18 protein-coding genes are annotated in these 11,220 nt (G+C 60.3%); 9 read left to right on the forward strand and 9 right to left on the reverse strand.

Going from position 1 to position 11,220, the window contains the following annotated elements; all coding sequences use genetic code 11:
* Positions 1-151 precede the first annotated feature (151 nt).
* The 8 genes from MKZ35_RS08605 to MKZ35_RS08640 form a co-directional block, all read right to left on the reverse strand.
* The gene (locus tag MKZ35_RS08605) at positions 152-1,606 is read right to left on the reverse strand and encodes a helix-turn-helix transcriptional regulator (protein WP_482512815.1); all 1,455 of its coding nucleotides are present in this window, start codon (positions 1,604-1,606) and stop codon (positions 152-154) included.
* A gap of 6 nt (positions 1,607-1,612) precedes the next feature.
* The gene (locus tag MKZ35_RS08610) at positions 1,613-2,086 is read right to left on the reverse strand and encodes a DUF6932 family protein (RefSeq protein WP_482512816.1); all 474 of its coding nucleotides are present in this window, start codon (positions 2,084-2,086) and stop codon (positions 1,613-1,615) included.
* A gap of 309 nt (positions 2,087-2,395) precedes the next feature.
* Complete coding sequence (locus MKZ35_RS08615) at positions 2,396-3,073, reverse strand: PD-(D/E)XK nuclease-like domain-containing protein (protein WP_482512817.1); 678 nt, start codon at positions 3,071-3,073, stop codon at positions 2,396-2,398.
* Positions 3,074-3,123: 50 nt separating this feature from the next.
* A complete protein-coding gene (locus MKZ35_RS08620; RefSeq protein ID WP_482512818.1) occupies positions 3,124-3,411 on the reverse strand; it encodes a hypothetical protein in 288 nt (95 codons plus the stop codon).
* Between the two features lie 23 nt (positions 3,412-3,434).
* Positions 3,435-4,139, reverse strand: a complete 705-nt coding sequence (locus MKZ35_RS08625) for a hypothetical protein (RefSeq protein WP_482512819.1) — start codon at positions 4,137-4,139, stop codon at positions 3,435-3,437.
* A 70-nt stretch (positions 4,140-4,209) separates the two neighbouring features.
* Positions 4,210-4,524, reverse strand: a complete 315-nt coding sequence (locus tag MKZ35_RS08630; RefSeq protein WP_482512820.1) for a DUF3846 domain-containing protein — start codon at positions 4,522-4,524, stop codon at positions 4,210-4,212.
* 53 nt (positions 4,525-4,577) lie between these two features.
* Entirely contained in the window at positions 4,578-4,874 is a 297-nt protein-coding gene (locus MKZ35_RS08635) for a hypothetical protein (protein ID WP_482512821.1), read from the reverse strand.
* Positions 4,867-5,196: a hypothetical protein gene (locus tag MKZ35_RS08640; protein ID WP_482512822.1), complete on the reverse strand. Its 330-nt coding sequence runs from the start codon at positions 5,194-5,196 to the stop codon at positions 4,867-4,869. The genes MKZ35_RS08635 and MKZ35_RS08640 overlap by 8 nt, the downstream gene beginning before the upstream one ends.
* 166 nt (positions 5,197-5,362) lie before the next feature.
* Here MKZ35_RS08640 and MKZ35_RS08645 point away from each other — a divergent pair, with 166 nt between their 5' ends.
* A complete protein-coding gene (locus MKZ35_RS08645; protein WP_482512823.1) occupies positions 5,363-5,722 on the forward strand; it encodes an SLOG family protein in 360 nt (119 codons plus the stop codon).
* Positions 5,723-5,986: 264 nt separating this feature from the next.
* On the opposite strand, the gene MKZ35_RS08650 is transcribed toward MKZ35_RS08645, so the two are convergent.
* The gene (locus MKZ35_RS08650) at positions 5,987-6,427 is read right to left on the reverse strand and encodes a hypothetical protein (protein ID WP_482512824.1); all 441 of its coding nucleotides are present in this window, start codon (positions 6,425-6,427) and stop codon (positions 5,987-5,989) included.
* Positions 6,428-6,751: 324 nt separating this feature from the next.
* Here MKZ35_RS08650 and MKZ35_RS08655 point away from each other — a divergent pair, with 324 nt between their 5' ends.
* The 8 genes from MKZ35_RS08655 to MKZ35_RS08690 all read left to right on the forward strand — a co-directional run bounded on the left by MKZ35_RS08655 (position 6,752) and on the right by MKZ35_RS08690 (position 11,097).
* The gene (locus MKZ35_RS08655) at positions 6,752-7,561 is read left to right on the forward strand and encodes a S24 family peptidase (protein WP_482512825.1); all 810 of its coding nucleotides are present in this window, start codon (positions 6,752-6,754) and stop codon (positions 7,559-7,561) included.
* 126 nt (positions 7,562-7,687) lie between these two features.
* A complete protein-coding gene (locus MKZ35_RS08660) occupies positions 7,688-8,218 on the forward strand; it encodes an N-acetylmuramoyl-L-alanine amidase (protein WP_482512826.1) in 531 nt (176 codons plus the stop codon).
* The gene (locus MKZ35_RS08665; RefSeq protein WP_482512827.1) at positions 8,215-8,496 is read left to right on the forward strand and encodes a hypothetical protein; all 282 of its coding nucleotides are present in this window, start codon (positions 8,215-8,217) and stop codon (positions 8,494-8,496) included. The genes MKZ35_RS08660 and MKZ35_RS08665 overlap by 4 nt, the downstream gene beginning before the upstream one ends.
* A gap of 56 nt (positions 8,497-8,552) precedes the next feature.
* Positions 8,553-8,780, forward strand: coding sequence for a hypothetical protein (locus MKZ35_RS08670; RefSeq protein WP_482512828.1), 228 nt, complete (start codon positions 8,553-8,555; stop codon positions 8,778-8,780).
* A 60-nt stretch (positions 8,781-8,840) separates the two neighbouring features.
* On the forward strand, positions 8,841-9,188 hold the full coding sequence (locus MKZ35_RS08675) for a hypothetical protein (RefSeq protein WP_482512829.1): 348 nt from the start codon (positions 8,841-8,843) through the stop codon (positions 9,186-9,188).
* Between the two features lie 74 nt (positions 9,189-9,262).
* Positions 9,263-9,451 (forward strand): hypothetical protein, encoded by a 189-nt coding sequence (locus MKZ35_RS08680; RefSeq protein WP_482512830.1) that lies wholly within the window; start codon positions 9,263-9,265, stop codon positions 9,449-9,451.
* 219 nt (positions 9,452-9,670) lie between these two features.
* Positions 9,671-10,054, forward strand: coding sequence for a hypothetical protein (locus tag MKZ35_RS08685; protein WP_482512831.1), 384 nt, complete (start codon positions 9,671-9,673; stop codon positions 10,052-10,054).
* A complete protein-coding gene (locus tag MKZ35_RS08690; protein WP_482512832.1) occupies positions 10,051-11,097 on the forward strand; it encodes a type II TA system antitoxin MqsA family protein in 1,047 nt (348 codons plus the stop codon). The genes MKZ35_RS08685 and MKZ35_RS08690 overlap by 4 nt, the downstream gene beginning before the upstream one ends.
* The last annotated feature ends 123 nt before the right edge of the window (positions 11,098-11,220 follow it).

An 11,220-nucleotide genomic window follows, 5' to 3' on the forward strand; every position in this document is an offset into this window, starting at 1 on the left:
AGGCATGGCAAGCGCCACCCACCAATGTGGTGGGCGACGCTCGTTTCGGGCGGAAGCAGTGAAGTCCTTCTTCGCATTTTGTAGCCTTGCAGCTAATCTCGGGAAGCGGCTCCCCAAACCCTAGACTTTCCATAGCGGTGCAAGTGTTAAATCAATGCAAAGCATTCAGCAGCAACTCGCGCTCAACTTCCGGCAGCGCATCGAACTGGGCGTGCTGCAACACGACGTCGCGGGCTATTTCCCAGTGATTGCCTCCGGCGGATTGCAAATTGGTGGCTGCGCCCCACCAGTTGAGCTTCCTCTCCGCCATCAATCTGAAAGCCAAATAATTGGCCAAAGCCCCCGCGTCAAGTCCTTCAGCAGCGGCGAGCTTCTGCACGTTAGTTTTTAGCAACTCCACCTTCCCATTAGCTTCCTGAATAGCCTTGACGGCTAGCTCGTTGGCCCGGCCGGCAAGCATCACCTGCCCAGCAAAAACGTTGGCATCTACCTCATCTTTTGAGCTAATCATTTCACGGGTGAAATCATCGTCACTCTCGATAATGGCCAAGGTTTCCTGCTCAGGGTTTTGTGCCGCGTGCCGCAACTCGTGCAACAGGTCGAATAGCCACCGGGTGGAGGAATCAGTTTTTTGTTTCAGGACAATGACGTTTGCTCCCTCAACCCGCCAGCAGGCTCCATGAAAATGGCTGGTGTCGTTGAGCGGAAGCACCGGAATGCCCAAGTACCACGCGTAGCGCAAGCCTGTTTCAAAGGTTAGTTCACCGTACAGTTGCAAAATCTGTTCCCGGAACTCAGTGGTGGTATCAGGTATTGGCCGGCGTTCCAGATGACGACAGGCATCAAGGAGCGTCAGGGCCAGCATTTGCGCGTAAATGGTGTAGGGCGCAATCTTTTGTAAACTGATATTGCTGGCCTTTTTGAAACGCGCTTGGTGGACGGACCCCATATCAAGGGCAAGTTGCTGGTTGCCTAGCAGCTCAGCCGGCTGCACTCCTAGCATTTTGCTGATGATAGAAGCCGCCTGGAGCACTGTTTGACGAATGGCGGCTTCTCCTTCCAGCACTGGGCCGGTTAGGTAGGCAGCTATTTTTTTCGGCACTAGCTTTTGCAATACAAACTCCTTCTTGTATCCTAGCCGGGCTAAGTTCGTGAATAGGTTGGACCGCGAGACCACGCCTTCGGATACAAAAAGCTCCTCGCGCACATTTAATCCCAATGCTTGAATTACCTCTTTCAGACGGGTGAAGCTAGCACCGGCGTATTCGGTATTCTCGTACCGCTGTATCTGCTGCTCTTTCATGTCAAGGATGTCGGCCAGGTCTTTCTGCGTCATGCCCGAGGCGATACGCGCCTTGATTAGGGCTACAGGTAAGTCCTCAAACGAATCGACGTGGAGTGTGCGGATGCTGCCTTGTTTGAGAGCTTCGTACTCCTCGAGTTGCTGGTACAATTCGTCGTGCTGGCTCTGCATGGCGTCTTCATAGAGCTTCCGGCGAAGAGGCGAAAGACCGGGAGCTTGCGTGCTGGCAAACTCCACAGCAGCGGCGGCGAACTTGTTCGCCTGCGCTTTGGTGAGTTTGTATTGTTGTTCGTTCTTAATCATGGGTTTTTAGAGTTGAAGTCCAACAATACCCTTAGCACCGCCCGAATTTTTGTCGAGTTGAAAGAAATCTAGGTAGAGAGTGGCTGGCGGTGCTGCTATGCCACTACAGGGAAAAAATTCACCTAAATAGGCTACTTTTTGAGCAGCTCTGGCCTGCCTAAACTCAAACATCAGCGGAGCAGAGGCAAGGAGAAAGTCAAGGTCTACTGTTGAATCGTCCCAACAAACGTCGAAGTCGCCTGGCACTTCTTTGGCGGTGCAGAAGCTGCCATCAATGTACAGAAACTGACAGCCAGCAGCCTTTAAGTCCGCTATACCCTGCATTAGGCCAAGCAAAAGATTCTGCCGATGCGGAGTATGCCCAAACCTGTCAACGACTTCATTCCAATCAGTCCAGTGTATGCCGGGAGGTAGTAAACCTTCAGAAGTAAAGGGGGCAATGTTGGCTTCATTTATAGCACAACGATTTTGTTGTGTCAAAGTTACACAAATTCTATCAGATTTTATTGAACCGAGTTTTGTGTTAAGCTAATTGCTCTTTTTCAGGGCGTTTTGATGCGAAGTCGAACACTAGCGAGGGGTAGCATTCCTGCTTAACCGCAAGAATGTCCATTCAGAAATTACGGGTTTGGCCTGCGTGGCCTCAACGCAAACCAATAGGGGCCGGGGGCGGCGGAAAGGAGCAACGGAGTGCGACCCGCCGGCCACGGACCCGTGCGTCAGCACACCGCTTCCGGCGCGCCCCGGCCGAAAACGCCCCACCGGTGCGGCCGGCGGGGCGTTTTGGTGTTAGGCAGCCATGGCGTACTGCTGCACCAATGGCAATGGCGAAACCTGATGCGCAGCATAGCGCCGTAGCAGCGTGGTGTACTTGCGGCGGCCCCACTCGATGAAGCCGGGGGCGGCGGTGGCGTCGAACACCCAAATCTGATGCGGGGCGCGTTTTTGCACGCCCATGATGAGGAAGCGGGTGGCTTGCAGCACATCGAGGTACAAGGCGGCCTGGCGGTCGTAGTCGTACTGCTCGGCGCTGGCCAGAAAGTGCGGCAGGTCCTGGCAGCTGGTGGTTTTAAAGTCGATGACGGTGCGGGCGCGGCCGGCGGGGCTGACCACGAGCAGGTCGAGTCGCACCTTTACCTCTACCCCGGTGGCCGTGTGCGTGGCGGTGTGGGTCAGCTCCGGGGTGCCGCGGTAAAGCAGGTCGCGGCAGTAGCGGTGGCGGCGCACATGGCGGGCCAGGGCTTCGAGCTGGGCCCACGGGATGCGGTCGGTGGTGCGGGCGTAGGTGGCCGGCTCCAGGGTGGCGGCGTGGAAGGCGGCGCCGTAGGCCAGGGCCTCGGGGTTGGGCCGGCGGAGCTGGCCCATTAGCTCGGCTTTTAGGTTGGAGAGGTCGGTATTGGAAACTTGGTGCAGGGCGCGGTGCTGGGCTTGGCTCAGCTCGGGGCGGCGGGTGAGGTTGTGAAACATGAATAAGTAGTGGTCAGAAACGGGAAAGTTGAAAGGGCTGCTTTAGCCGTTTAGCTGATGATGGCCAGACGGTGGCCACTGTCGGCGCGATGAAGCCAGATGTGGGAGCTGCCGCACCCTACCTGGTAGGTGGGTGCGGGGAAGAGGCCGCGCACGGTCGGGGCCAGGTCGCGCACGTCGGGTAATGGGGAGGCCGACGTTAGTAGCCGGGCGAGGCGGCGGAGGCGCGCGGCCTCGGCTCTGTTGCGGGCGGGCAGCTCGATGAGCAGCTGCGGCGGGTCGGAAATGGGCATGGTGGTTAGGGCGTAATGCCCCCGCCCGGCGCGGGCGGGGGACACGTGGGGTAAGCGCCGGAAGTGGCTCAGGCAGCAGCTAGCATTTCAGGTTCTGCTTCGTCGGGGGCTTCCTCGGTCGCCGGCACGGTGTAGCCGTGGGTGATGCGCACATCGGCTTTGCCGGTGTGGGCTTCGGCGCGCCAGATGGGGAAGTCGCGGGCAAAGTCGCGGCGGGCGGCTACCTCGGCCGCGTCGACTGCCACGTAGCTAAACTGGGCGATGTAGTAGGTCGCCGTTTTACCATCTTTCGTGGTTTGCTTCTTCTCGGCCGTGACGGTAACGCGCACATCGGCCAGGGTGAGGTCGTCGTAAAACAGCGGTTCAATGAGGCGGTAGAGGTTTTCGACGCTGTAGCCATGGAACAGTACGGCACAGACGGCACCCTTTTCGTCGGCAAAAAACAGCTCGGCCCACAGCTTGCGGCCCATATTCAGAATATCGTCCTGAAACACGCGCCAGGCCAGCGGCACGAAAGAGATGGACGCCCCGAGCGGCACGGTGCCGTTGATGTTGAACTGGCCGGCCTTGGCATCGAAGCGCACCTGACGCGGGTGGCCGGGCAGGTAGCGGAACGCGGGCACCTGGGCGACTTCGCCGGTGGCCTCATCGAGCTTGTCGAGCAAATAGGCCGGGCGCGGCGCGGCGGCCACAATGGACATAACGGGAGCGGGAGCAACGGCCGGGGTGGTGGCTGCGGTGGTGGTTTTGGGGGCTTTGGTGGCGGTTGACATACTGGTAACTGGTTGGAATTGGAAAAAGCGGGGCCTGTTGGCGGCCGGCCCCTGCGCCGTAGGGTTTGATTTATTTGAACTGCTTGTCGTGACACAGAATGACGCGGCCAACAATTGAGTCCACGCCGCGGGCGGCGGGTACGTGCTGGTGCCATAGATAGGTGGCCAGCAAATTGAGGTAGGCCGGATTGCGGAATTTGCCCTCGTCGTCGATGATTAAAATCAGTTCGGGCGTGAGACGCACGACATCGACCAGGTGACAATCGAGTAGTTCGTACAACTCGGCCAGCTTGAAGCGCTTGCCATTGCGGGGGCTAACCGGCTGGGGCGCGGCGCTGTGCGGGTCGAGTAATTGGGGCTGGTAGGTAACGGCGGTTTTTGGCATAAGTGAGGCTCTTTAGTGGGGCCTCCCTTGCCGGGCGGCCCCTGGTGAAAGAATTAGCTGCGGCGGGCGGCCTGCAACAGCAAGCCAAGCGGGGTGGTACCGGCCAGCGACGGACGCGGCGCGGGGGCCGGACGGGTGACAGCGCGGTGCGCAAACCAGGCAGTGAGGTGGGCCGCGCGGGCCGCTTCTAAGGCTGGGGCCCACGGACCGGTGGGGCCACACTCCTCGAAAGGAGCAGCCAGCCAGGCCACGCGGGCGGCGGCCAGCGCGGCGGTGGCGGCCTGCAAAGCAGCGGCGGTGGGCGGCACGGCCGCCCCCGCCTGCGCGACGGGAGCGGCAACACTATGCACGGGCCAGGGCAATTGAATAGCCAGCGTATTCATCCTCGGCCTTCAACACTTCCCACAAGGCGACAAAAGCGTAACCGGGAGCCACGGCACGCAGAGCCCGGAAGGCCAAGCGCAACGCCTGAAAGGGGCAGGAAGCGGAGCCGGCAAACCCACCGGCGGGCTGGCACTCTGGCCGGCGGGCCAGGCTGAGCATGACGTGCCAGGTGGTGCCGCCCTTGCCATATGTAGCGGCGGACTGTGAAATATATATGCCCGAGAACGAGCAAAGAGCGGGGCCTTTCCAGGCGGCAGCGGCGAGCTGTAAAAGTTGGTTGGGTTGCATGGCTGTACGTGTTAGCCGTGGGTGCCCCGTGCCGTAGGCCTCCGGGTAGGGCGGGCAGCCGGGCCTCTCCCGACTTGATACTCAAAGATACAAAAATATGTACAATATAAAAGGCTTTTGTACGTATAAATGCACATAATTTGTTAATTATTTCGTACATTTGAGTATGGAAAACAACCGGAAATGTGTGGTGGCGGTGGTGGGCAGCCGGGGCGTGAAAAGCTGCGCCGCGCTGCTGGCGCGCCTGGCGGAACTGAGCCCGACGGAAGTAGTAAGCGGCGGGGCGGCCGGCGTGGATGCCCTGGCCGCCACCTGGGCCAAGACGCATGGCGTGCCGCTGACGGAGCTGCGGCCCGACTATGCCGCCCACGGCCCCACGGCCGCCCCCCACGTGCGCAACGCCGAAATAGTGAAGCGGGCCAGCCTGGTGCTGGTGGTGTGGGACGGCCGCAGCAAAGGCACCCTAAGCGCCCTAAAGGCCGCCCGCCGCCTGGGCCGCCGCTGCGAGCTGCTGCCCCTGGGCTAAGCCAGTGCCGGCGGGCCGGCTTGCACCGGCCGGGCACCAGACCAAACACCCTGAATGCCTTGCCCTGGGGGTTTGGGGGCGGGCTGAGGCCCCCAACCGAAGGACAGCGCAGCTAATGGATGCTCGGCGGAGCCGGCCTTATGAGGGAGTAGCGGCCTTTTTTGAGGCGGCGGAACCCGAGGCAGATGACCGGGCCTTTTTTAGCCTGGGCATGGTGGCGGGGGCTTGGGGTACTCCCCAATAAAAACCTCCGCGAAGCGGGCCTTATTTTTTGGCCTGCGTGGCTTGAACGCAAATTTTATTCGCGGGCGGCAGCTTTTCGGCGGCGGCCCGCACCATGGTTGGGGGAGCGGACGGGCGGCGTGGGCCTTTTTTGGGGCCCGCGCGGCGCGGTAGCGGTGCGGTGGGTAGTGGGTAGGGCGGTGGGCCGACCATCGGGAGGCGGGCCGCTGGGGTGGGCTGGCGTAGGGGCTGTTTCGGGAGTAGCAAGAGGGCCGCGGCCTGACGCGCTGGGCGGGTGGTGCGCGGGGTGGACGGCAGGTGGCGGTGCCCCGTAGCGGTTGTATCAGCGGGTGGGAAGAGCCGGGCGAATGGAGCGGAATCGGCGCAGCAACGCGAAGCCGATGCAGCGGAATTGAGCCGGGCGGGTGCGGTGGGTTTACGGTAGCGGAGGCCGGCCGAACGCAACGCCCGGAGCCGCAGCAAGCGTAGGGAGGCGCGACGACAGGAGCAACGACCGGAGTGCCGCGTCGGCGCAGGAAGTGGAGAGCGGTGGGTCGGAGCGTAGAAAGATGTCGCGGGGGGAAGCTTTAGAATCGGGAGAATGCGGCAAGGACAGGAAGGGCGCGACCAAAGGAAGCGGTGCGCAGCACGGGAGCGTCAGCGGACCCCTGCATGGCCTGGCCCGAAGGGGCCGCCCAACTGAAAATTCTAACCAGCAGCGGGTTCGAATCGGGAGTAGACAGCATTGTACAGTATACCGGACAAAAGTGGTAAGTTTGTGAAAACACCAGTGTACAGTTTTTGTGTATGGAACAGCAAGCAGAGCAACAAGAGCGTTTCGGGGACCGGCTGGCGGAACTGATGGCGCACTACGGGCAGAATGCCTACAAAATGGCGGGGCTTATGGGCTACGAACGGCCGAACAAGCTCTATGCGCTAATTCGGCACGAGGCGAAACCGGGGTTCGAGACGCTGGTAGACATGCTGCGGGCCTACCCCGAGGTGCGGGCCGAATGGCTGCTGACGGGAGAAAAGCCGATGCTGCATTCTGCAGCGGAACCGCCGTTGGCAACGCCATCGGTAGCTGCCACCGCTACACCCAGCGCTGGTAGTGTGGTGCTGGTGCCGGCAAAGGCGCAGGACCGGTACTGGCGCTTGGTAAGCACTCCTGATGGGCTGCAGGAGTTCGAAACCATGGCGCTACTGGGCTTCACGGGCGAGTTTCACCGGGCGTTTGAGGTGGAGGGCGACCGGCTGGGGGCCACCGTGGGGCACGGCGACATCGTGGTGGGCCGGCGAGTGAAGCGCTGGGACCTGATACCACCGAGCCATCTGTACGTGGTGGTGACGGTGGCCGGCGTGTGGCTGGCACGACTGGGTGGCTCTCTGCGTGCCGGCGAGTCGGTTGAGCTGAAGTTCGACAACTCATTTTACGGTTCGCAGCAGCTGCCTTTCGAGGAGGTAAGAGAGCTGTGGGAGGTGGTAGCACGGGTGACGACGAATATCCCGGCCAACGCCAGCGAGCGGCTAATGGGGATGCTCGAAGCCATGACCAAGGATTCGCAGCAGCTGCGCCAGCTAGTAATGGAGCGCACCGGCGGCAAGGAGCCGAAGTAGGTTGGGTTTGGCCGGAAGCGGGCGGCTTGGCCGTTTCTACCGGTTTTGGGACTGGTTTTCGGGGGTGGCAGGCTAGTGCTTTGTCGTTGAAAGGGTGGGGCTCCAAATGGCCCCGCGACAACGACTATGCGAGCCATCGAATTTCTGATTTTGCACTGCACGGCCGGCAATCAGGCCTGGACGGCGCGGGAGCTGCAAGCCTTCTTTATGCGGCCTGTGGCCGAGGGCGGACGCGGCTGGAGCCGCGGCGGCTACCACTGGCTCATTGAGGCCGATGGCAAGGCCGTGAACCTGTACAGCGACGCGGTGGTGACTAACGGCACCTACCCGTTTGCGGGGCTGGGCATCAAGGTGTCCAACCGCAACTCGGTGCACATCTGCTACAGCGGGGGCGTGGGGACGCTGATGCAGGACGTGGACAACCGCACGGTGGCCCAGAAAGTGGCGTTGGCGCGGCTCATTCACGACTACGTAACCGCCTACCCCAACCTGCGGGTGCTGGGGCATAACCAGGTGCGCCAGAAAGCGTGCCCAGCGTACTGGGTACCCCATTTCTGTCAGCAGATTGGCATTGACCCGGCACGGGTATGGACGGGCAACCCGTTTAGGTTTCCAGTGCCGGCGTTTCGGTCCCCCACTCCTACCCTGCCCGCGTGATGGACGTGTTTCAGTGGGTACTCGGGGCTACGGTAGCCATCATTGCGTTCTTCCTGCGGGCATTTTATGAGGAGGTGCGCGAGCTGCGGGCCAAGCAGATTGAGGAGCAAGTGAAGCTGGCCAATGCGCAGCAGAGCATTGCGGAGATGAAGGCCAACTGGAAAAATGACATCGCGCAGCTGGAGGCCAAAATCGACGTGAAGCTGCAGTACATCAACGACTCGCTGCGGCGGATTGAGGCGCTGTTTATGGCCGAGCACAACCGGCGGCCGCCGTAGGGGCAAACCCATTCTGTGCCGGCAACTTCCTAGTCACTCACCCTAATCCGATGTTTATGCAACCAACCGACTCCCTCAGGATGCTGCAGCGCCTGCAGGCTCCGACCCCCAAGTTTTTTGCCGTGCTGCGGCGCGTGGGCCTGGTGCTGGCCGGCGTGGGCGCGGCCATTGTGGCCAGTCCAGTGGCGCTGCCGGCAGCACTGGCGGTGGCCGGCGGCTACCTGATTACGGCCGGGGCCGTGGCCGCCGCCGTCAGCCAGCTCACTACCCGGTCGGAGCCTTGAGCTTCCGGCCCTTCCTACTGCCCATTCGGGCTGTTTATTCACCTTTTTACTTTTCAGAACATGGCCAGCTTAACTGCTTACCAACTACAATTTCGTCGTCGCATGAAGCGGGCCATCCGGCGGCGGGCGGCGGCCGACCGCAAAGCCCGCGGGTATGCTCGAAAACTCATGGACGCCATCGGAGCCGGCGACGATGCCGCCGAGGTCATCAACGAGCTGAACCGCGTGTACAACGTGGATTTGAGCACCCAAACCATCCTGATGCGCTCGCTGTGGGAGAATTCCGGGCAGGAAGTGCTGCTCGACAAGCTCAACCAGAGCACGCCCGGTGAGGAAGTGCTGCTGCAGGTGATGATACCCGACGGCAACGGCGGCGTGGTGCTGCCGGACAATAGCGTGCTCGACTAAAGCCAGGTGGTTACCGGCCGGCACGGTACGCTAAATAAGCCGTAACTTCCTGTACATCATCTAGCACCACACCGATGGCAACCAACCCACCGATTGGCGACGGCGCCCGCAAAGGGGCCGTGCGCAAACGCTCGCAGACCTTCAACCCCGTAACGGAGCAGTTCGTGAAGCGGGACACGGAGACCGGACGCTTTATGGACGTGAAGCAGAACGGGAAGCCGTTCAAGGGCGTTCGGAAGGAAAAGCCGAAGACCAAACTATAGATTTTACCCTCCTGCCTCCCCATTCAAGGCATCTTTTTAGCGTTTTGTTGCCGAATACCCCGCTCGCAGATTGCAAGCGGGGTATTCTTTTTGGGCGGTCCGGGTTGAGGTCGATTAACTGCCTAACTTGTTTGTCGGTTTCGCCTTCCAGAGGCCGTCAGCAAGCATTTTATCAAAACATCCACCAAAAAGTGGAACTTTACGTACAGCGTATTACCTTTGACACCTGAAGCCCCCTCAACTACCCTACCGGAGGTGGAAAGCTACTTACAGGCATTCCAGACCAAACTCAGTGTTTTCAGCGTCGTTTTCCTCGACCGTGATAAGAACAGCACCAAGACGCTACTTAAGCTGGGCATTTCGGGCGACAACCGCCTGGCCTGCCTGCGCGAGCTGGAACCCACCGACTACGTGCAAGGGCCAACACCCAATCAGCAGCCGACCGAGGCTCCGCTGTGGGTATTTGGCCGTACCATCCGGCGCCGCGAAATCTACATTAAGGTGACGCTGGGCCGGCCCAATGGCTCGGTTTTGTGCATCTCATTTCATGTGGCCGAGCACCCGCTCAGCTACCCGTTCAAATCCTCATCCGCCAACTCATGATACAGTACCGAATCCCCAGTCCCCTGGCCGACGGTTACGCAGAGCTGCGCCAGGAGCCCGACACGCAGACCTTCCGCAAGGAAGAGTTCAGCTACATGTACCACTGCTATGAGTGCAAGGTCACGAAAGAGCGGTTTACGACGCCCGAGCTGGACAACCTTAATACCTCGCAGATTTACAACCAGTACCGGGAGAAATATCAGCTGCTGTTCCCGGAGCAGATTGCGAAGCTGCGGGAGCGGTACGGCCTGACGGCGGCCCGCATGGCACTGCTGCTGGACTTTGGGCCCAACCAGCTGAGCAACTACGAGGCCGGTGAGATGCCGAGTGCCTCCAACGCGAAGATTCTGCGCTTGGCTAGCGACCCGGTGACGTTCCTGAGCATGGTGCGTGACAAAAAAGACGAACTGCGAACCAACGAGTATGAGAAGCTCCGCCGCTTGCTGGACACGTTGATTGATGAATCGCAGGTGCGGCGGGTTGGCGGCTTTATGGTGCGGAGTGCCCCACAAATACAATCAGACCCCGACCAGTACACTGGCTATGTGGTGCCCGACGCCGAGAAGTTTGCCGAACTGGTGCTCTTTTTCTTTCAGCACATCGACAACCTGTTCAAGGTGAAGCTCCTCAAGCTGCTGTTTTACTGCGACTTTCAGCATTACCGCCTGACGGCGCACGCCATTACGGGGCAACGGTACCGCGCCATTCAGCACGGTCCCGTGCCGCAGGAATACGGGCAGCGGCTGCAGGAAATGGTGCAGCAGGACCTGCTAACCGCCAGCTTCCACGAGAGTCTGGTGCAGAGCGACAACGGCAGTCCGGTGCTGGTGTACAAGCCCAAGCGCAAGGCCAACCTGGAAATCTTCAGCGAATCAGAGCGCGAGGTAATTGAGCTGGTATACCAGAAGCTGGGCAAGAAAAGCCGCTTAGCACTAGAAACCCTGAGCCATACCGAGCGGGCCTGGAAAGAAAACAAGGCCCAAAATGGGCGCATCAGCTACCAGGAATACGCCTACGACCTGCGGTCTTTGCCGATGGCGTAGGCGTTTTGAGTTACCCTTTTTCTACACAGATTGGCCAGTTCATAAATTAATTTTTCACTTACAACCCCCTACTACCCATGCCTACTGTTCACGAAATTTTTTCCAAGCTTATCGTTATGGCAA

The sequence above is a fragment of the Hymenobacter sp. R533113 genome, assembly GCF_056835965.1.

Excerpts from the sequence above, each read along its gene's own strand:
- MKZ35_RS08625 (WP_482512819.1), bottom strand. The coding sequence starts at position 4,139 with ATGTCAACCGCCACCAAAGCCCCCAAAACCACCACCGCAGCCACCACC.
- MKZ35_RS08675 (WP_482512829.1), top strand. The coding sequence starts at position 8,841 with ATGGCCAGCTTAACTGCTTACCAACTACAATTTCGTCGTCGCATGAAG.
- MKZ35_RS08630 (WP_482512820.1), bottom strand. The coding sequence starts at position 4,524 with ATGCCAAAAACCGCCGTTACCTACCAGCCCCAATTACTCGACCCGCAC.
- MKZ35_RS08615 (WP_482512817.1), bottom strand. The coding sequence starts at position 3,073 with ATGTTTCACAACCTCACCCGCCGCCCCGAGCTGAGCCAAGCCCAGCAC.
- MKZ35_RS08655 (WP_482512825.1), top strand. The coding sequence starts at position 6,752 with ATGGAACAGCAAGCAGAGCAACAAGAGCGTTTCGGGGACCGGCTGGCG.
- MKZ35_RS08660 (WP_482512826.1), top strand. The coding sequence starts at position 7,688 with ATGCGAGCCATCGAATTTCTGATTTTGCACTGCACGGCCGGCAATCAG.
- MKZ35_RS08605 (WP_482512815.1), bottom strand. The coding sequence starts at position 1,606 with ATGATTAAGAACGAACAACAATACAAACTCACCAAAGCGCAGGCGAAC.
- MKZ35_RS08645 (WP_482512823.1), top strand. The coding sequence starts at position 5,363 with ATGGAAAACAACCGGAAATGTGTGGTGGCGGTGGTGGGCAGCCGGGGC.
- MKZ35_RS08680 (WP_482512830.1), top strand. The coding sequence starts at position 9,263 with ATGGCAACCAACCCACCGATTGGCGACGGCGCCCGCAAAGGGGCCGTG.
- MKZ35_RS08670 (WP_482512828.1), top strand. The coding sequence starts at position 8,553 with ATGCAACCAACCGACTCCCTCAGGATGCTGCAGCGCCTGCAGGCTCCG.
- MKZ35_RS08640 (WP_482512822.1), bottom strand. The coding sequence starts at position 5,196 with ATGCAACCCAACCAACTTTTACAGCTCGCCGCTGCCGCCTGGAAAGGC.
- MKZ35_RS08690 (WP_482512832.1), top strand. The coding sequence starts at position 10,051 with ATGATACAGTACCGAATCCCCAGTCCCCTGGCCGACGGTTACGCAGAG.